The organism is Dellaglioa sp. L3N (assembly GCF_054941095.1).
In genome coordinates this window covers 1,429,942-1,446,448 of sequence record NZ_CM142928.1, presented here as the reverse complement: position 1 = coordinate 1,446,448, position 16,507 = coordinate 1,429,942, and the positions used below count along the sequence as shown (strand labels likewise).

At 34.7% G+C, this 16,507-nt stretch carries 31 protein-coding genes; 30 read left to right on the top strand and 1 reads right to left on the bottom strand.

Annotated elements, in window-relative coordinates:
- The first annotated feature begins 149 nt into the window (after nt 1-149).
- Both ACVPPR_RS07440 and ACVPPR_RS07435 read left to right on the top strand, forming a co-directional pair.
- A complete protein-coding gene (locus ACVPPR_RS07440) occupies nt 150-335 on the top strand; it encodes a helix-turn-helix transcriptional regulator (protein ID WP_462304037.1) in 186 nt (61 codons plus the stop codon).
- Between the two features lie 38 nt (nt 336-373).
- A complete protein-coding gene (locus ACVPPR_RS07435; RefSeq protein ID WP_462304036.1) occupies nt 374-598 on the top strand; it encodes a hypothetical protein in 225 nt (74 codons plus the stop codon).
- Nucleotides 599-717: 119 nt separating this feature from the next.
- On the opposite strand, the gene ACVPPR_RS07430 is transcribed toward ACVPPR_RS07435, so the two are convergent.
- Nucleotides 718-1,029, bottom strand: a complete 312-nt coding sequence (locus ACVPPR_RS07430) for a hypothetical protein (RefSeq protein ID WP_462304035.1) — start codon at nt 1,027-1,029, stop codon at nt 718-720.
- A 57-nt stretch (nt 1,030-1,086) separates the two neighbouring features.
- On the opposite strand from ACVPPR_RS07430, the gene ACVPPR_RS07425 reads away from it, so the two are divergent.
- The 28 genes from ACVPPR_RS07425 (at nt 1,087) to ACVPPR_RS07290 (ending at nt 16,502) form a co-directional block, all read left to right on the top strand.
- Entirely contained in the window at nt 1,087-1,248 is a 162-nt protein-coding gene (locus ACVPPR_RS07425; protein ID WP_462304034.1) for a hypothetical protein, read from the top strand.
- Between the two features lie 51 nt (nt 1,249-1,299).
- Entirely contained in the window at nt 1,300-1,860 is a 561-nt protein-coding gene (locus ACVPPR_RS07420) for a hypothetical protein (RefSeq protein ID WP_462304033.1), read from the top strand.
- Between the two features lie 14 nt (nt 1,861-1,874).
- Nucleotides 1,875-2,198 carry a DUF771 domain-containing protein gene (locus ACVPPR_RS07415; RefSeq protein ID WP_462304032.1) on the top strand — a complete coding sequence of 108 codons (324 nt, stop codon included), beginning with the start codon at nt 1,875-1,877 and terminating at the stop codon, nt 2,196-2,198.
- Nucleotides 2,199-2,209: 11 nt separating this feature from the next.
- Nucleotides 2,210-2,392, top strand: a complete 183-nt coding sequence (locus ACVPPR_RS07410) for a hypothetical protein (RefSeq protein ID WP_462304031.1) — start codon at nt 2,210-2,212, stop codon at nt 2,390-2,392.
- A 102-nt stretch (nt 2,393-2,494) separates the two neighbouring features.
- Nucleotides 2,495-2,800 (top strand): hypothetical protein, encoded by a 306-nt coding sequence (locus tag ACVPPR_RS07405; protein WP_462304030.1) that lies wholly within the window; start codon nt 2,495-2,497, stop codon nt 2,798-2,800.
- A complete protein-coding gene (locus tag ACVPPR_RS07400; protein WP_462304029.1) occupies nt 2,787-3,026 on the top strand; it encodes a helix-turn-helix domain-containing protein in 240 nt (79 codons plus the stop codon). Before ACVPPR_RS07405 ends, ACVPPR_RS07400 begins: the two co-directional genes overlap by 14 nt.
- Nucleotides 3,027-3,044: 18 nt before the next feature.
- The gene (gene bet / locus ACVPPR_RS07395) at nt 3,045-3,830 is read left to right on the top strand and encodes a phage recombination protein Bet (protein ID WP_462304028.1); all 786 of its coding nucleotides are present in this window, start codon (nt 3,045-3,047) and stop codon (nt 3,828-3,830) included.
- The gene (locus ACVPPR_RS07390; RefSeq protein ID WP_462304027.1) at nt 3,814-4,602 is read left to right on the top strand and encodes a PD-(D/E)XK nuclease-like domain-containing protein; all 789 of its coding nucleotides are present in this window, start codon (nt 3,814-3,816) and stop codon (nt 4,600-4,602) included. The genes bet and ACVPPR_RS07390 overlap by 17 nt, the downstream gene beginning before the upstream one ends.
- Nucleotides 4,603-4,613: 11 nt before the next feature.
- Nucleotides 4,614-5,045: a single-stranded DNA-binding protein gene (locus ACVPPR_RS07385; RefSeq protein ID WP_462304026.1), complete on the top strand. Its 432-nt coding sequence runs from the start codon at nt 4,614-4,616 to the stop codon at nt 5,043-5,045.
- A gap of 12 nt (nt 5,046-5,057) precedes the next feature.
- Nucleotides 5,058-5,918, top strand: coding sequence for a DnaD domain protein (locus ACVPPR_RS07380; protein WP_462304025.1), 861 nt, complete (start codon nt 5,058-5,060; stop codon nt 5,916-5,918).
- A 2-nt stretch (nt 5,919-5,920) separates the two neighbouring features.
- On the top strand, nt 5,921-6,280 hold the full coding sequence (locus ACVPPR_RS07375; protein ID WP_462304024.1) for a hypothetical protein: 360 nt from the start codon (nt 5,921-5,923) through the stop codon (nt 6,278-6,280).
- Nucleotides 6,277-6,690, top strand: a complete 414-nt coding sequence (locus ACVPPR_RS07370) for a RusA family crossover junction endodeoxyribonuclease (protein WP_462304023.1) — start codon at nt 6,277-6,279, stop codon at nt 6,688-6,690. The genes ACVPPR_RS07375 and ACVPPR_RS07370 overlap by 4 nt, the downstream gene beginning before the upstream one ends.
- Nucleotides 6,683-6,889 (top strand): hypothetical protein, encoded by a 207-nt coding sequence (locus ACVPPR_RS07365; protein ID WP_462304022.1) that lies wholly within the window; start codon nt 6,683-6,685, stop codon nt 6,887-6,889. Before ACVPPR_RS07370 ends, ACVPPR_RS07365 begins: the two co-directional genes overlap by 8 nt.
- 73 nt (nt 6,890-6,962) lie before the next feature.
- The gene (locus ACVPPR_RS07360; protein WP_462304021.1) at nt 6,963-7,448 is read left to right on the top strand and encodes a hypothetical protein; all 486 of its coding nucleotides are present in this window, start codon (nt 6,963-6,965) and stop codon (nt 7,446-7,448) included.
- On the top strand, nt 7,449-7,655 hold the full coding sequence (locus tag ACVPPR_RS07355) for a hypothetical protein (RefSeq protein WP_462304020.1): 207 nt from the start codon (nt 7,449-7,451) through the stop codon (nt 7,653-7,655).
- The gene (locus tag ACVPPR_RS07350; RefSeq protein ID WP_462304019.1) at nt 7,648-7,905 is read left to right on the top strand and encodes a hypothetical protein; all 258 of its coding nucleotides are present in this window, start codon (nt 7,648-7,650) and stop codon (nt 7,903-7,905) included. The genes ACVPPR_RS07355 and ACVPPR_RS07350 overlap by 8 nt, the downstream gene beginning before the upstream one ends.
- 2 nt (nt 7,906-7,907) lie before the next feature.
- Nucleotides 7,908-8,261, top strand: a complete 354-nt coding sequence (locus tag ACVPPR_RS07345) for a hypothetical protein (protein WP_462304018.1) — start codon at nt 7,908-7,910, stop codon at nt 8,259-8,261.
- Nucleotides 8,258-8,467, top strand: coding sequence for a hypothetical protein (locus tag ACVPPR_RS07340; RefSeq protein WP_462304017.1), 210 nt, complete (start codon nt 8,258-8,260; stop codon nt 8,465-8,467). Before ACVPPR_RS07345 ends, ACVPPR_RS07340 begins: the two co-directional genes overlap by 4 nt.
- A gap of 40 nt (nt 8,468-8,507) precedes the next feature.
- On the top strand, nt 8,508-8,783 hold the full coding sequence (locus tag ACVPPR_RS07335) for a hypothetical protein (protein WP_462304016.1): 276 nt from the start codon (nt 8,508-8,510) through the stop codon (nt 8,781-8,783).
- Nucleotides 8,780-8,992 carry a hypothetical protein gene (locus tag ACVPPR_RS07330; RefSeq protein ID WP_462304015.1) on the top strand — a complete coding sequence of 71 codons (213 nt, stop codon included), beginning with the start codon at nt 8,780-8,782 and terminating at the stop codon, nt 8,990-8,992. The genes ACVPPR_RS07335 and ACVPPR_RS07330 overlap by 4 nt, the downstream gene beginning before the upstream one ends.
- Before the next feature lie 346 nt (nt 8,993-9,338).
- Nucleotides 9,339-9,746 carry an ArpU family phage packaging/lysis transcriptional regulator gene (locus ACVPPR_RS07325; protein WP_462304014.1) on the top strand — a complete coding sequence of 136 codons (408 nt, stop codon included), beginning with the start codon at nt 9,339-9,341 and terminating at the stop codon, nt 9,744-9,746.
- Nucleotides 9,747-9,968: 222 nt separating this feature from the next.
- Nucleotides 9,969-10,211: a DUF2829 domain-containing protein gene (locus ACVPPR_RS07320; RefSeq protein ID WP_462304013.1), complete on the top strand. Its 243-nt coding sequence runs from the start codon at nt 9,969-9,971 to the stop codon at nt 10,209-10,211.
- 75 nt (nt 10,212-10,286) lie between these two features.
- On the top strand, nt 10,287-10,805 hold the full coding sequence (locus tag ACVPPR_RS07315; protein WP_462298834.1) for a terminase small subunit: 519 nt from the start codon (nt 10,287-10,289) through the stop codon (nt 10,803-10,805).
- Nucleotides 10,789-12,102 (top strand): PBSX family phage terminase large subunit, encoded by a 1,314-nt coding sequence (locus ACVPPR_RS07310; protein WP_462304012.1) that lies wholly within the window; start codon nt 10,789-10,791, stop codon nt 12,100-12,102. Before ACVPPR_RS07315 ends, ACVPPR_RS07310 begins: the two co-directional genes overlap by 17 nt.
- Before the next feature lie 49 nt (nt 12,103-12,151).
- Nucleotides 12,152-13,624: a phage portal protein gene (locus tag ACVPPR_RS07305; protein ID WP_462304011.1), complete on the top strand. Its 1,473-nt coding sequence runs from the start codon at nt 12,152-12,154 to the stop codon at nt 13,622-13,624.
- Nucleotides 13,624-15,642 carry a phage minor capsid protein gene (locus tag ACVPPR_RS07300; protein WP_462304010.1) on the top strand — a complete coding sequence of 673 codons (2,019 nt, stop codon included), beginning with the start codon at nt 13,624-13,626 and terminating at the stop codon, nt 15,640-15,642. Before ACVPPR_RS07305 ends, ACVPPR_RS07300 begins: the two co-directional genes overlap by 1 nt.
- 10 nt (nt 15,643-15,652) lie before the next feature.
- The gene (locus tag ACVPPR_RS07295) at nt 15,653-15,823 is read left to right on the top strand and encodes a hypothetical protein (RefSeq protein ID WP_462304009.1); all 171 of its coding nucleotides are present in this window, start codon (nt 15,653-15,655) and stop codon (nt 15,821-15,823) included.
- A gap of 109 nt (nt 15,824-15,932) precedes the next feature.
- Complete coding sequence (locus tag ACVPPR_RS07290; protein WP_462304008.1) at nt 15,933-16,502, top strand: phage scaffolding protein; 570 nt, start codon at nt 15,933-15,935, stop codon at nt 16,500-16,502.
- Nucleotides 16,503-16,507 lie beyond the last annotated feature (5 nt).

The following is a 16,507-nucleotide window of genomic DNA, read 5'->3' as shown; positions in this document are numbered from 1 at the left end:
GCGAATTGTAACAATTTGTTACAACTAACATAGTAACATTTTGTTACCGATAATAAAGTTTCATTTTGTTACAAGAACACGTTGACAAGTAACAATGTGTGACGTATTATAATAGGAGTAACGTAGTGAAACATTAAGGCGGTGATTAAATGAGAACGTGGCTCAAAGAAAAAAGAGTAGCTAAAAGTATGACTCAAAAAGAGGTTGCAGATAAGTCAGGCATACAAAGAGCGTATTATACAGCTATAGAAAATGGAACTAGGCGTCCTAGCCCAGAAGTAGCGCAGGATATAGCAAAAACATTAAAATTTAAATGGGTTATTTTTTTTAATTAATATAGTAACGAAATGAAACCTTTAAGGAGGTGCCAGCAATGGAAAAATTAAGTTTATCTATAAAACGTAATGACTGTGATGCAGAAATATCAGCTGACTATGACATTAGGTTAGGTAACTGGATTTTAGGAGCAGGAGTTACCAACTTTAATCTTGATATGCCCGCGAGAGGAAAGCCGGTATTAAAGATTACCTGTGAGCTTGACGACGTAGACATAGTACTGCGGGATGTCATTACTCAATTTGATATAGCCAAAGAGTAAAGCTTACGGAAAGGAGGTGACAACATGAAAAATGAAACTATATGGCATTTGGTTGGAGTAGTACTTAGTTTACTTACGTCAGTAGTGACCGTGTTCATTTTGGCAAAACTAGGAATAATTTAGAAAAAGCCTTTAATCCAAATTGTAATTAAGGTTGTAATGAACGCTAGGACTATTGGAGTAATAACGCTCCATACGATTCTGGCAAATAATATTTCTTTTATGTCTTGGAAATATGTAACACCAGTTTTAGTTACAGTAACACCGTAAGTTCTATCAGAATAGTTAGTTAATGAAATTAAACCTTTTGCGTTTAAAAACCTAAGTCTTTCATAAGACATATCGGATTCGGATAGCATTAATTTAGATAAATGTCTGTTTTTACTATCCATAATTAATAATTTTTTTAAATCTTTTCTATATTTACTCATAGAAATACCAGCTTTCGCATTTACTTCTATTCTACCAAATTTAAGGAGGTGATAACCATGAAAGAAAAACTAATCGCAGCAATCTTAACCATGCCAAGATTTGAAGAAGAGCAACGACCAATGCTAGAACGTATGAGTGTTGAGACTTTAAACAATATTTTAGATATTGAAACTAAATATGTAGAGCAACAAGTTAATGATCTAATCGCTTTGGCATAGGTTAATTATAACCAACGTATTAAGTATAAAAAATAACGGAGTGTGAATAATATGAACCAGAACCATATCAGCAGAATCGTTATTCATAGTGGTGTGAACATTATGAATACGTTACCTAGAACGATGAAGATTAACAGAATGTCATCAACACGGTTAGGAAATGAAATGGGATATTCGCAATCGAATATTTCAAAAATGGCACATGGCAAAACAGAACTGCAGTTTGATTCAGTTCAATCGATATTGAAAAAAATGCCAGATAATCAATTTTTGGCAATGGATATAGCAAATAAGTTAATCGGTGTGAGCGTTCCGATTATTAACGGTAACAAGGTAGTGAAGGAGTCGTTAGCGATGGCGATTAAAGCAATGCCAGAATTACATCAATCAATAGAAGCGATTAAAGAGAGCTTAGACGAGTTAACAATTCCAGTTGAGGAATTAACCGAGAAGGACTTAGTTGATCCAATCAAAGCGATTAACGAATCATGGGATGTTGTTTTATATTTAACTAACTTTATAGCATTTGTATCTGAAGAACATCATTTATCAATGCAGCAGAGTTTAGATGAACGAAATGTTAAATGGAAGATGGAAGGAATAACGGCATAGAAAGGGGCAGGATTATGAATCTTAATATGGAGCCTGAGATGATACCAGCGATGATAACTATACCTGATGGATTTGAGTTAATCAGTAGAGAAGAACATGACCGGTTAGAAGCTGATAAGCAGATTATGTGGGATTTAAATAAAGCGGTTGAAGTTACTGGGTTTTCTAAAAAAGAATTAACCATGATATTTCAGAGTTTCAAAAATGGATTAGACGTTGATCGTGGTGGTTGTGTGTACTATCCATATAACGGCGGTAAATACAAAATTGAATCATCTAAATTCATTAAATTTATCAGAGTTAATTTCAAGGGGATTATGGAAACAATAAAATCATAGGAGGAATGAACATGATGGCAATAGTAGATTTACCAAGCTTCATCTTTGGAGCTGTAAATGCAGGAATAATCATTTTAGGTGTTTACAACAGAGACAGGATTGAAAAATTTAATAAGGAATTATTATTCGGAAAGGAGAAACAAAATGAAATTCACTTTACCAGTCGCAGGGATGCACAAAAGAAGAGCGCTTAATTTTATGCACAAAAAAACTGCCTACGATCCTACTCGTAAACAGTTGAACAGAACTATTTTGGAAAATATCTTATTAGCTAATGTTAGCAGAAATGGCGGTAAATGACAATGCAATTAACATTTAATGATAGACAGCTAGCTGATGAAGCGGCTGACAGAGCGTTTATGAATACGACCGCTGTTGTGCTTGATTTTAATGATCGCCCAATTTTTTCAGATGAAGAAATTTATTCATACGGTAAAGATTATTTTACAAAAGATACTGTTGATGAATACGTAGAATATCTTATTGAAAATCATGCTAAAGAAGTTTTAAAGGACTTATTGGAAAATCATGGAGCAATTGAAACTATGGAAGACTTAGGTGCAGAAGAAGTTAAAGAGGAAACTATTGATGATAGATATTAGATTAAGAGTTTTGCTCGCAGAAAGAAGACTGACAGTAACTCAATTATCAGAAATGACAGGAGTATCAAGAAATACTTTAGGGGCATTAAGAACAGGAAAAAGTAAGATGGTTCAATTGAATACATTGGATAAAATCATGATGGCTTTAGACATAGATGACATTTCACAATTAATTCAATATGTTCCTACAGAAGAAAAAATGGATAAACCAATAGGATTTTCATAATAAAGGAGACGAATAAAAATGGCTAATGCATTAATGGAACACGTAGAGGAATTTGAAGTAAACGGCGAACAAGTTAGATTGAGTGGCGATACCATTTCAACATTTATCAAAAGTGGTAACGGAGCAATTACTGATCAAGAAGCTTTTATGTTTTTGCAATTATGTAAGTTTCAACATTTGAATCCATATTTAAATGAAGCTTATCTGGTTAAGTTTGGAAGTTCACCAGCACAAATCATTGTGTCAAAAGAAGCCTTTATGAAACGAGCTAATGCTAACGGTCACTTTAAAGGAATGACGGCAGGAATCGTCGTACAGCGTGGCGATGACATGGTTGAGCTGGAAGGCGCATTAAAGTTACCGAAAGATATTTTGATAGGTGGTTGGGCAGAAGTAGTCAGAGATGATAGAACACAACCAATTAAGATTATTTTATCGATGGAAGAATTTGGCAAAGGACAATCAACTTGGAAATCAATGCCACAAAATATGATTCGAAAGACAGCAATTGTTAACGCCTTACGAGAAGCGTTTCCTGAGACCTTAGGCAGCATGTATACAGAAGATGATAAAAGCCCTAATGATACCGCTAAAGTTGTAGAAACAGCTGAAACAAAAGCACCATCTGGTATTGAAGCAAGAATGAATACAGAAATCGAAGCTAAACAACCTCCTAAAAAGGAGCCAGAAAAAGAAACAGAAGTTATTGACGCTGAAATTGTTGAAGAACAAGCATCGGGGGATTTATTTACACAATCAGGTGTAGATAAATTTACGGGTAAAGCTAATGATAACGCTGAATAGAAGCAACTATTACTCAAACAAAACAGACTGGCAGTATATGTCGGTCTCTTGGTTTAAACGGTTTGTGAAGTGCGAGGCGTCTGCTGTATACGATATGAATCATCCAACAGAAAATAATGCACTGCCGTTAATAGTCGGTAACTATGTTCATTCTTATTTTGAAAGTGCCCAGGCACATCAAGATTTTATCGAAGAGAAAAAAGAATTTATTTATAAGAATAGCAAGGCACGTTATGTTGCATTTGATAATGCCGACTTAATGATTGAATCATTAGCTAAGCAACCAATTTTTAAAGCAGCCTACAAAGGAGAACGTGAAGTGATCCTGACAGGTAAATTATTTGATACTAATTGGAAAGCACGTATTGATTGCTTGAACGTTGAAGAAGGCTACTTCTGTGATATTAAAACGTCAGCAGACATTCATAAGCGCTTCTGGAACAACGAAAAAAGAACATGGGAATCATTTGTTGATGGTTATGGCTACACGTTACAAATGGCAATTTATAGCAAGTTACTCGAATTAAAGTATGGCAAACCATTCACACCTTACATCATGGCAGTAACCAAATCAGATATTCCAGACGTCGCAGCGATTGCGATTAAACCTGATGATTTAGCTGAACAATTACGAACTGTTGAACTAGAATTGCCAAATATTTTAAGAGTCTTACATGGCGAAATTAACCCAGTAATGTGTGGCAAATGTGATTACTGTAAAGCACACAAGGTTGTCAAAAGCTGCGTCTACAAAGATGATTTAATCGAATAGGAGTGCATCTAATGAATCGAATTAACTTAGTTGGTCGCTTAACAGCTGACCCAGAATTAAAATACACAGTGTCAGGCATTGCGGTATTGAGTGGAACTATTGCAGTAAAAAGACAATTTAAAAATGCACAAGGTGAAAGCGTAAGCGATTTTATCCGTTATCGAATTTGGCGAAAAGCGGCAGAAGTTTTTGCTAACTATACGCATAAAGGGTCACAGGTAGCACTTGGCGGTTTTCTTGAAACAGGTAGCTATGATGACAAGAATGGCAACAAAGTTTATACGGCGGACGTCGTTGTTGATCAGTTTGATTTCTTAGATAGTAAGAATGAATCAACACAGACAAACACACAACGACCTGCATCAACTAAACAAGCAGCATCAGACCCATCCGCTAATAATGGACAGCAAGTCGATATTTCAGACGACGACCTTCCGTTTTAGGAGGGACTACTTATGAATTATTTATCACAGTTACTCGCATTTAGAGATTATCAAATGTTTGAAACCAAACTATCTTCTGGGCAAATCGCATTGTGGCATGCATTGATGCAAATCAACAATAAATGCTCATGGATTGAATGGTTCACATCTACTAATCAAATGCTTGAAACACTTTCGGGATTATCTAGGTCAGGTATTAATAAAAACAGAAATATTTTAAAACAGCTTGGACTTATTGATTTCAGAAGCAATGGTAAAAAGGCAACATCGTATAAAATATTTAAACTCTATATGTCAGATAGTACACAAGAAAGTGTACAAGATAATATCCATACGTCAGATAGTACACAACGGAGTACACAACAGAGTGTACAAGGGAGTGCACAACAAGGTGGTACATTAATTAAACATAAAGAAAAACGTAAAGAGAAACAAATAACAATTGTTGACTCGCTGCGGGACGTCGCGGATTTTTACGAACAAAACGGATTTGGAACCATGTCACCTTTCACAATCGAAAAGATAACGAAGTGGATTGATGATTTTAAAGAAGCAGGATCTAGCGAACCAGAGAAGCTAATTATTAAGGCTTTAGAAATATCCGTGGATAGCAACGTACGTAACTGGGGCTATGCAGAGGCTATCTTGAAAGGTTGGGAAACTAAAAAGTTACTGACGGTTAAAGACGTAGAAATTGCGCAAAAAAACTATAAGGGAAAGGCTAAATCGACCGGCAAAATAATTAAGAAAGAAAACTTACCTGACTGGGCTAAAGATGATTATGTGCCACCAGAAGTAGAGCCGACGATTGATAAAGTTGCCTTACAGAAACAGCTAGATGAATTTAATAAAACGGCACCTAAGGGGGATTAAACATGTATAAAGCAATCGGTATGGCAAGCCGTGATGTGTATTACGAAAACAACTTAAAAAGCGAGGTCATTAGATTTTTAAATGGCCATCAATTAAAAACTAAGTTAAATACTGACAAGGTATACCCAGAGCCTATCTTGGTGACTAATGCGGTAAATATCGGTGCGTCAAATGAGGAGAATAATCTGAATAAACATGATTATATTATTCGCCCAGTTAGCCAAGAAAACAAAACGTTTAGAAAATTCAGAAGTTGGCGCCATCTTAAAAAATTCTTCGACGTTCGAGACGAAATATTAGAAAGTGCGATTAAAAATCGGTATGAAATTAAAGGTTATTTAATTGATAAGGTAGTCCAGTGATTGAGTTAATTATATTAGGTAATCCAGTAGCACAGGGACGACCTATATTTAACAGCTATACAAAAAGGGCCCACGATCCAATCAAAAGTAAAAACTATAAGCTGTTCGTTGGCCATGAAGTTAGGAAACAATATCATGGACCATTGGTTGATTGCCCGATTAGAGTTGAGATTGACGTCTACCGTCCTAACAATAAAGGGACTAGTAAAAAGCAGATTGATTTAAGAGAGCGAAAGTTAGTTTTGCCAATAGTAAAGCCAGATGCAACAAATTATGCAAAAGGCATAGAAGATGCACTGACGGGAATCGTATGGAAAGACGATAACTTAATTGTTGAGTCGGAAACTAAGAAATACTATTCAGTTACACCACGTATTGAAGTCAGAATTAAGGAGTTGAATCATGAATAAGCAAGAACGAAAAACGAAAAAAATAGAAGAATGGAATCAATTAAAAATAGAAATGACTAAGTTGGGTGCTTACGAAGATATTGACGATTTAATCCATGTAATCAACTCATCAAGTATCTCATACGACGAATGCACAAAGCTAAAATATCAGTTAACAAGAATGATTAATCTCAAAATGAAAGGCGGACCAGTCTTATGACATACATTCAAGCAGTAGCATGCACAATCGGAGCACTAGCGTTAATAATTTACGTTTACTGGAGGAGTATCAGATGAAATACACGGAAGCAACTAAAATATTAGAAGAAGCGGGTTTCAAGGTTAGAATACACTCAACTAACGTATATGAGGTTAATTTTGTTGGCGAAGATTTACTACTAGTGATTGGGGTAGTTAAGACAAATGTACTCTGCTTGATTGATACAAATTATTTGGCATTCACTAATCTTTCCGAAATGGATAGAAAACTAGTACTCAAAACATTAAACAATTTAGCATCAACACCAATTGAAGAACGAACAGAGCCTAAACGTTATTATATTCACCGTGTGCCAGAAATGGGTGAGGATGGATATTTGATTGAATGTATTGAAGGTACAAAGGTGCATGCAAATGGAAATATCAGGATAGGGAAAGTAGGTATTAGTGCTAACGACGTACACTGGAAGCCTAGTTTCACGATGGAAGAAGTACGCAAGCTTGAAGTTAAATATGACGAAGATTATTCAGGGATGCTCGAAGAAGCGGTGGCTGGATAAATGACAAAGAAAAACGAAGCACATATCAAATTCACTAAGCGGGGCATTATTGACTACAAAAGTAATCTCAATGGTAAACAATCACTAAGACTAATCACAGAAGGTTTTGACGGCATCCTAGGTGCATTAGCGCAGGCAAATTATATACAAAAGGACGATTTAACTAGATATGTGATTTCATATTTAGAAGGTGAATTGAATGATTAAAACATACAAGAAAATAGCAAATATTCAAGCTGAACAGTTTGATGGATCACAAGAGATGATTGATAAGTATAAGATTCAAAAAATTAGAACTGACCCTGATAATGAATATTATATAGCTACATCAGATGGCATTCGTCACATTGAAATTGGTGATTGGATTATCACCGATACAAGTATTCACGTTGCTATCAAGAATAAAATTCGTGTAATGAGTAACTATACATTCCAAGCAACTTATGAGGAGGTTTAACCATGAAGTTTGATGATTGTGTTTTAGAATTAATGACTATATTTAAAGGTTCATTTATTAATGATCAACAAGAACTGATACTAGAGGAAAAATCTAATTTATTTATTTTAATTAAGGATAAAGATGAACTAGCCATTAAAGCCAATATTATTGAATGGTGTAGCAGACGTGCGGATTACAATTCTAAAATATTAAAAGGGTTAAATCTATTTTTAAAAACTAATTTTAATAATGATGATATTCACTTAGTTTATAAATTGCTAGGTAATCACATAAGACCAGATTTAACGATTAAATTTATTAAAAGTAACTATGATATTAATTTATTAATTGAGGTTCTGGAGGATGAATCATGAAAAAGTATGAAATTAAGATGGCAGATGTTAATAGCAAAATCAGAACTGTAATTCAATCAACAAATATTGAAGAAGAATATGAATTTATTAATAAATTAGCTGGTAAAATGCAACACGGCGAAGTTATTAAAAGTGAATTAAATGGAAATATTATTAATTTAAAAAACATCGTTGAGATTACATCGATTGAAGAAGTGAAAGAATGACTAAACGAATACTAGATGCATGTTGTGGAGGAGTTAAGTAATGAATAGTAAGTATAATAGACATTTAAGTGCAATCACTGATTATATTACAAGCCGTGATGACTTGTTGGGGAAACAGCAAAATTATAAAGTTGAGATTCTTTCTTCGACACCATACAATTCAACTCCGGTATTAATTGCTAATGTTGATATCAATACTTTGTTAGTTAAACGTACTATTGACACAAATAATCCATTTGTTATCAATGAACTAAATATGTTGTTTAATGGAATGAATGGAATTCTTGCCGAAGAATTTTTGAAGGTAGAAAAATGAAAATACAAAAAGAGATAAATTCAATCGATTCCTTTGTTTCATCATTATCTTGTTGGCAAGCGATAAATTTAAAAATGAATTTTTTGAAACTTGAGAATCCTGATATCTCTAGTGAAGAAGCATATGAAAAATCAGTTATAGATTTTTCAACGGATCGAGAAGAACTAAAAAGAGATATCGAACAATTAATTGGGACGATAATGTTTTAACTCGAGCATGGATGAGAATGTTGCTATTAAAGGATTTACCATTTTTTATACGCGTTAATCGTATTCTCAAGCAGGAAATATATTTTAATTAAGGGATGCATAGGAGGATTTAACTAATGATGTTAATTTTTTCTTGAAAAGTAAGGAGGATTTAAATGATTAAAGCAATAGTAAACTTATTAGAATTGTTAGCAATGCTATTCGTCATTATTTTTTCGGTAATTATATTAATGAAGTTTACAGTAAACGTGTGGGACTTTTTCTTTTAGGCACAAAAAAAGCCACCCTTAAAGGTAGCTGTAAGTAATCGCGTAAATTAATTATAGCATACAAAAGGGGTGGCTAAATGTTATTAGATGAACTTGATGAGACTGCTACAAAACGTAATTCAATTAAAGTGTTAAGAAGTTATCCGAGATATAAACGTATCGCTAATAGGAATATCCTATTTCTACAATCACCAGCCATGGAAGGTATGCCTAAAAGTAAATCAGGTGCCAATAATGAAGAAGTTAAAATTGTTAATAAGTTAGAAGCAGAGACTATCGTTAAAACGATTGAACATTGTATTGAATCAATTGTTGGCAGTGATTATAGAATGCTACTTGAGAATACGTATATTCATGGAGATTCAGATTACGAGATACAGAGTACTTTAGGCATTAGCAAAAGCACCCAAGATAGAATGCTAAAAGTAGCATTACTTAACTTTGCAGAAGCATATCCACTAGAAGAGCTGTTAGCATTTTGCTAATAGTTTTTTATTTTGACCAAAATCTGACCAAAAAGTGAACAAATATTGACCAAAATCTGACGTATTTTGCACGGATTAAGGTGTTATATTTGTAGAGTAGAAAGTTTTAAATAACCACTCCTTTGGGAAACGCAGTCGTCTAAATTTGGTAAGACTGAAATATGCAGGTTCGAGACCTGCCTGTGTTATAAAACAATAATTTAAAATAAAAGGAGATCTATTATGAATTTTGGCAAAGCACTAGAATGTTTAAAACAAGGTAAGAGCATCGCACGTAAAGGTTGGAACGGCAAAGGCATCTTTATCAAATTGCAATTACCAAATGAAGATTCTGATATGACTCATGAGTACATTTATATTGATACAACAGGATTGATTACTGACAATGAAGATGCGCCCAGAGACCTTGTACCATGGTTAGCAAGTCAAACAGATATGTTAGCGGAAGATTGGGTAACAGTTTAATAGATAAGCAAGGCTATTCAGATGAGTGGTCTTTTTTTGTATCTAAAATTAATTAGAAGGAGTGTGGTGATTCATGTGAGACTTACAGAGAAACAACGGCGATTTGCCGATGAGTATATTAAGAGTGGCAATGCTACTCAATCAGCTATTAATGCAGGTTATAGTAAGAAAACTGCACAGCAAACAGGAAGTGAAAACCTGTTAAAACCTGTTATTAAAAAGTATGTAGGCGAACGTATGAAACAACTTGCTTCTGAACGAATAATGAGTGCCACAGAAGCGGTTGAGCTACTTTCTAGTATAGCTAGAGGGGAAGAGAAAGAAACGGTTATAATAAGCAGTCCTTTAGGTGCAGAGGAGTTCACAAAGGAAGCTGATTTAAAGACTCGTATCGTTGCAGCGAAAGAAATATTGAAGAGATATCCGTTAAATGATAAGAGTTCATTAGAAGTTGAACAGATTCGCAAGGTTAAGGCTGAAGCGGATATCAAAGAAGCAGAGGTTGCAGCTATTAACAATACTGATAATGATGGTATTACAATAGAAATCAATCAAACAGATCGAAGGGATTTATCAGATGAAAATAAAGATTAATTTAGATGATATGATAAATCCTCACTTCGATTACGTCTTGTATTCTAATGCGTTGAATAAGGTCCTTAAAGGTGGACGTGGTTCAACTAAGTCATCAGTGATTAGCTTAAGGATTGTGATTGATTTCCTGCAAGATAGCAACGCCAATGCCTTAATCATTCGTAAGGTTGCCAATACACTTGAATTATCTGTATATGAACAAATTAAATGGGCCATTTATCAATTACATGTTGATAGTCAATTTAAGTTTACTAAGTCGCCATATCGAATTATGCATAAGCCAACAGGTACAGCGTTCTATTTTAGTGGATTAGATGACCCAGCTAAGTTGAAATCAATGTTAGTTGCTAAAGGATATGTTCAGTGGATTTGGTTTGAAGAGCTAGCTGAGTTTGATAGCTGGGAAGAAGTCGATACAGTACGTGCTTCTTTTACTCGTAAAGTATTGCCACCTGGTAAACATGTCATCACTTACTATTCCTACAATCCGCCTAAGAATCCATATGATTGGATAAACAAATGGATTGCTGAACGTTCAGGATTAGATGGTTGGTATATTGACCATTCAACTTATCAAGATGTGACGTTGCCAAATATCTTATCTGATGACTATCTGAATGAGATTGAGACAGTTAAGAACAATGATTTAAATTATTATAAGTGGATGTATTTAGGTGAAGCAATCGGCTTAGGTAATAACGTTTATAATATGAATCTATTTAAACGGATTAAAGGATTATTTACTGATGATCCTATTAGTTGTCTATATTATTCAGCCGATGTCGGTCATCAGACAAGTGCCGATGCGGTTGGTTGTTTTGCTTTAACTGCAAAAGGTAAAGTTATTTTAATAGATACTTATTACTATTCTCCAGCTGGACAGACGAATAAGAAGCCACCTAGTGAGCTTAGCAAGGACTTCTATGAATTTATCAAGAAGTCATCGGTTATCAATGGCAGAACATACCAAATTCGCAACCGAACAATTGATAGTGCTGAAGGTGGTGTACGTAACCAATATTTCTATGATTACGGTCAACGCTGGCACCCAGTAGCTAAAAAGAAAAATGTAGATATGGTCGACTTTGTGCAGATACTACTGGCACAAGGTCGTTTTTATTATCTGGATACTGAGAACAATAAAATATTTATCGACCAACATCAACGTTATCGCTGGGATGAAAAGACATTGCAAAGTGAAGACCCGTCAGTTATTAAAGAAGACGATCATATGCCAGATATGTTTAAGTATTTTGTAATTGATAACGCTAAGGACCTTAGATGGAAACAGAGGTGATTGAATGTTTGAAAAAATTAAACAATTTTTTAGTAGAGGAGGTGGTAGTGTGCAACGAGTAAATTCATTAGGTAAAATTATTGATCACCCTAAAATTAATATGACGAGCGAAGAATACGAACGGATTCAAAGTAATTCAAGATACTATGCTGGTCTCTTTGATAACGTTAGATACAAAAATACTTACGGAGTCACAAAGACACGTCCATTTGTTAGTTTGAATATGGCACAGATTGTGGCCAAACGAATAGCAAGTATTTGCTTTAATGAACATGCTGTTATCACAGTTGGCACAAAGGACAGCGAAGCACAGAAATTTATTGATAAGACATTTAAAGATAACGATTTTTACAAAAGTTATGAACGTTATTTAGAATCGGGTATGGCATTAGGTGGTATGGCAATTAAGCCGTACGTTGATGATAATAATCAGATTAAACTGTCTTGGATTCAAGCTGACGCTTTCTATCCTTTGAGAAGTAACTCAAATGGCATTTCAGGAGTGGCCATTGCTAGTGTTACAACTAAGGTAATTGGTAAAGCTATTAATCGTTATACATTATTAGAGTTCCATGAATGGAAAGATGATGATTACATTATCACTAACGAACTTTATCATTCAGTAGATACGATTAACTTTGTAGGTAAACGAGTTCCGTTGAGTGAACTTTATCCTGAGTTAGAAGAAGAAACACATTCGCAAGGTGTTTTAACTCGCATGCTACCAACTTACTTCAAACCTGCGGGAATGAACAATAAAGACCGCTATAGTTTACTTGGGTTATCTGTTACGGATAATGCCAAGAACACATTAAAACAGATTGATGATTCATTTGATAAGTTGAACTGGGAAGTTAAGATGTCACAGAAGAAAGTAACGGTATCTGCTGATGCTATTCAAGTAATTCCAGATGAGAATAATCAAGCAGGATTTAAACAGATATTCGATTCTGACCAAGATGTATTCCTATCGTTAGATGGTGGAGTTGATGATAAGACTCCGATTAAAGATATTTCACTTGAACCAAGAGTTGAGCCTTTTATTAGTTCAATTAGCACTAATTTAAAATTACTAGAAATGCAAGTTGGATTATCTGCTGGGACTTTCACATTTGATTCAAATGGCTTAAAAACGGCTACTGAAGTAGTAAGTGAGAATAGCATGACCTACCAAACACGTAATAGTCACTTAACTAACGTTGAACAGAATATTAAAGAGCTAGTTACCAGTATTCTAGAGTTGGCCAAGAGCGTTAGCATATACAGCGGTCCAACTGATGAAGAGATTACGATTGATTTTGATGATGCAATCTTTGTAGATAAACAGGCACAAGCTACCTATTTACTTAGCTTGTTATCGTCTGGGTTGATTAGTAAGAAGTACTTTTTAACTAAGCAACTCGGTGTTACCGATAAAGAAGCTGATAAGATGTTGGCTGATATTGATAGTGAAATGATTAATCAGCAACCGGATCAACAAGAACAAAATGAAAATACATTACTGGGGTCAGGTGATGAATAATGGCAATCACACCACGGCAGTTATCAACTGAATCTGGGGCACTTTCTGATGTCTATTTATCACTTGAAGATGAAATATTTAAGATGATTGTCAAACGTCTTAAAACGTCAAATTTTGATGATTTAGATAAGGATAACGTCTTTAAATGGCAACTCAAAAAAATGAATGAAGCCAATATGTTTAATGGTGATGTCATTAAAGAGTTGACCAAGACAACTAAGATATCTAAGAAAAAACTACAAAGTTTAATTGTTGATAATGGGTATCAAATTGCTGATGAAGCTAATGCAGAATTTAGTAAGTTTAAAGGTGTTGAAATACCGCCATTAAGTAATATGGACCAGCAATTAAAAGGGTATCTTAATCAATCCTTTTTAGACATTGATAATTTAGTCAATCAAACGTTGATTACAACCAATTACGGTAAAGGTTCGGCACAAAAGATTTATGAGGATATTATTAAGAACACAACGGCTGGCGTGATAACGGGGCTTAAAACACCTAACAAAGCGATATCAGATACTATTTATAAATGGATGGACAAAGGGATTCCTAGTTCATTTATGGATAAAGGTGGCCATACTTGGAGTATTGAAAGTTATGTTCGAATGGTTGTTAATACCACGACTAGAAACGCTTATCATGAAATTAGAACGGAAGGTATGGACAGATATGGAATAGAAACTTGTTTGATGTCATCGCATGCATCAGCTCGACCTGCTTGTGCACCTATCCAAGGCAGAGTTGTTTATATGCGTCCGAGTGAATTAGGAGATAAATATCCTAGTGTTTATGATCACGGGTATAAAGAGCCTGCAGGAGTAGCAGGGATTAACTGTCATCATACATTTACACCTTGGGACCCAGATATTAATATTATTCGTGATGTTGAAGAGGTTCCTAGTCCTGATGAGGCAATTAAGAATAGTGATATCCAAGCTAAACAGAGACAGTTGGAACGTCAGGTTAGACAAAATAAACGTAAATTGAATACCGCAAATGAGTTAGGCGACGAGCAAGGCATTAAAAAGTATAAGAATTTAATAAAAAAGAATCAAAGTGCGTTACGGCAACATGTTGATGGACACGGATTTTTACATCGTGACTATTCAAGGGAAAAAGTATTTGGATCTAAAGTCAATGATGTAAACAAATCTGATAATCTTCAAAAGATTAAAATGACAAGTAAGTCAAAGAAAGTCATTGAAAAATACAAGCCAGATAAAAATCCATTTGGTTCTGGTATTTCTGATAAATTATCAGAAAAAGAACTTAAACCTATTAATGAATTATTAAATAAAGCACCAACTGACGTACAGAGACTTTTCGCCAAGTATAAGGATGATTTGAAAATAGCAGGAACAAAGGACAATAATCCTAGGTATACGCCTAAATTCCGAACCGTAAGTATGAACGTGGCCAAAGATACCGGATACCAGATATATGCACCGCATGAAATATTCTTTCATGAATTTGGGCATCATCTTGATGACATTGCATCAGGTACGGACCATAGAAAATTGCATGGTTGGCATGGTATAACAACAACGGCTAAATTAAGTAACAGTAAAACATTAGGTAAGACTATTGTAGATGAAGTCTCAGCCTATAGGAGAAAAATGCAAGGGGATAGCACAGATACTGTTGAAGCTGATAAAAAGATACTCGCCGAATTTAAAGCGTTAGATAAAAAAGATAAGACATTAGTTGGAACCGTTTCAGATGTATTTGGTGGGTCCACAAATAATATTTTAAGAAGCTCAGCAGGTCATAATGCAAGTTATTGGAAGGCACCATCAACTATTTTTGAATGGGATGACGAAACAGGGCATGCCGTCAAGAAGAAACTATCAAAAGCTGAAAAAATAGCGTGGAAACAAAACATGGTGGCATCAGAAGCATTCGCTGGTTTTACCGCCGATACGGTTACAAACCCAGAAGGATTAAAGATAACCAAAAAGTATCTACCGGAATCTTATAGAATGTATTTAGAATTAATTAAAAATATTATTAAGTAAGGGGTCAGATATGACAAACGATGAGATTATCGAAAAATATAAAGAGTTGTTCGGTGATGACATTCGTTACTTGATGGAGTTCGGAACAACGCCAATCGAAGATAGAATAAAACTAGCAAAAAATGCAATAAAAAGCGGTAAAGAAATTTTTTTTGATTATTCAAACGGAACCCAATATTAATTTGTTAAACGTTAATTAAATAGATTCGACCTAGATATGTCGTTAAAAGGTCTATTTTTTATACTCTCGTGGTCGTGGCCACGTAAATAAAACGTAGGAGGAATGCAATATGAACAGAGAATATTTAGAAGGTTTAGGTTTAGAAAAAGAAGTTATCGATAAGGTAATGGTTGAACATGGTAAGTCAACTCAATCATCAAAAGATGAGCTAGCACAGCTAACTACTGAACGTGATGGCTTGAAAGAACAATTGACTCAACGTGATACAGACCTTAAGGATTTACAAGGCAAGTCAAAAGATAGTGAAGAACTGCAGACTTCATTAGCTGATTTACAAAGTAAATACGATTCTGATACTGCTGATCTAAATACTAAACTTTCAGCAACACAACTTAATTCAGCAATTGAATTAGGGTTAACACAGAATGGTGCCAAGAATATTAAAGCAGCTAAGGCGTTGTTAGATAACGATACGCTTAAAATTGACGATAAAGGTCAATTATTAGGATTATCTGAACAACTAACAGCGTTAAAAGAAAGCGATGCTTATTTATTCGGAAGTACAGAACAAACACCAGCTAATCCAAATTGGACAGCGGGTGGTAATCCGGATCCAAGCGGTGGCGCAAGTGGCAAATTAAGCTTGGCGGACACGATCAAAGCAAATTTAGGAAAATAGAAAAG

Coding starts and splice junctions, on each gene's coding strand:
- ACVPPR_RS07440 (WP_462304037.1), top strand. CDS start 150: ATGAGAACGTGGCTCAAAGAAAAAAGAGTAGCTAAAAGTATGACTCAA.
- ACVPPR_RS07435 (WP_462304036.1), top strand. CDS start 374: ATGGAAAAATTAAGTTTATCTATAAAACGTAATGACTGTGATGCAGAA.
- ACVPPR_RS07430 (WP_462304035.1), bottom strand. CDS start 1,029: ATGAGTAAATATAGAAAAGATTTAAAAAAATTATTAATTATGGATAGT.
- ACVPPR_RS07425 (WP_462304034.1), top strand. CDS start 1,087: ATGAAAGAAAAACTAATCGCAGCAATCTTAACCATGCCAAGATTTGAA.
- ACVPPR_RS07420 (WP_462304033.1), top strand. CDS start 1,300: ATGAACCAGAACCATATCAGCAGAATCGTTATTCATAGTGGTGTGAAC.
- ACVPPR_RS07415 (WP_462304032.1), top strand. CDS start 1,875: ATGAATCTTAATATGGAGCCTGAGATGATACCAGCGATGATAACTATA.
- ACVPPR_RS07410 (WP_462304031.1), top strand. CDS start 2,210: ATGATGGCAATAGTAGATTTACCAAGCTTCATCTTTGGAGCTGTAAAT.
- ACVPPR_RS07405 (WP_462304030.1), top strand. CDS start 2,495: ATGACAATGCAATTAACATTTAATGATAGACAGCTAGCTGATGAAGCG.
- ACVPPR_RS07400 (WP_462304029.1), top strand. CDS start 2,787: ATGATAGATATTAGATTAAGAGTTTTGCTCGCAGAAAGAAGACTGACA.
- bet (WP_462304028.1), top strand. CDS start 3,045: ATGGCTAATGCATTAATGGAACACGTAGAGGAATTTGAAGTAAACGGC.
- ACVPPR_RS07390 (WP_462304027.1), top strand. CDS start 3,814: ATGATAACGCTGAATAGAAGCAACTATTACTCAAACAAAACAGACTGG.
- ACVPPR_RS07385 (WP_462304026.1), top strand. CDS start 4,614: ATGAATCGAATTAACTTAGTTGGTCGCTTAACAGCTGACCCAGAATTA.
- ACVPPR_RS07380 (WP_462304025.1), top strand. CDS start 5,058: ATGAATTATTTATCACAGTTACTCGCATTTAGAGATTATCAAATGTTT.
- ACVPPR_RS07375 (WP_462304024.1), top strand. CDS start 5,921: ATGTATAAAGCAATCGGTATGGCAAGCCGTGATGTGTATTACGAAAAC.
- ACVPPR_RS07365 (WP_462304022.1), top strand. CDS start 6,683: ATGAATAAGCAAGAACGAAAAACGAAAAAAATAGAAGAATGGAATCAA.
- ACVPPR_RS07360 (WP_462304021.1), top strand. CDS start 6,963: ATGAAATACACGGAAGCAACTAAAATATTAGAAGAAGCGGGTTTCAAG.
- ACVPPR_RS07355 (WP_462304020.1), top strand. CDS start 7,449: ATGACAAAGAAAAACGAAGCACATATCAAATTCACTAAGCGGGGCATT.
- ACVPPR_RS07350 (WP_462304019.1), top strand. CDS start 7,648: ATGATTAAAACATACAAGAAAATAGCAAATATTCAAGCTGAACAGTTT.
- ACVPPR_RS07345 (WP_462304018.1), top strand. CDS start 7,908: ATGAAGTTTGATGATTGTGTTTTAGAATTAATGACTATATTTAAAGGT.
- ACVPPR_RS07340 (WP_462304017.1), top strand. CDS start 8,258: ATGAAAAAGTATGAAATTAAGATGGCAGATGTTAATAGCAAAATCAGA.
- ACVPPR_RS07335 (WP_462304016.1), top strand. CDS start 8,508: ATGAATAGTAAGTATAATAGACATTTAAGTGCAATCACTGATTATATT.
- ACVPPR_RS07330 (WP_462304015.1), top strand. CDS start 8,780: ATGAAAATACAAAAAGAGATAAATTCAATCGATTCCTTTGTTTCATCA.
- ACVPPR_RS07325 (WP_462304014.1), top strand. CDS start 9,339: ATGTTATTAGATGAACTTGATGAGACTGCTACAAAACGTAATTCAATT.
- ACVPPR_RS07320 (WP_462304013.1), top strand. CDS start 9,969: ATGAATTTTGGCAAAGCACTAGAATGTTTAAAACAAGGTAAGAGCATC.
- ACVPPR_RS07310 (WP_462304012.1), top strand. CDS start 10,789: ATGAAAATAAAGATTAATTTAGATGATATGATAAATCCTCACTTCGAT.
- ACVPPR_RS07300 (WP_462304010.1), top strand. CDS start 13,624: ATGGCAATCACACCACGGCAGTTATCAACTGAATCTGGGGCACTTTCT.
- ACVPPR_RS07295 (WP_462304009.1), top strand. CDS start 15,653: ATGACAAACGATGAGATTATCGAAAAATATAAAGAGTTGTTCGGTGAT.
- ACVPPR_RS07290 (WP_462304008.1), top strand. CDS start 15,933: ATGAACAGAGAATATTTAGAAGGTTTAGGTTTAGAAAAAGAAGTTATC.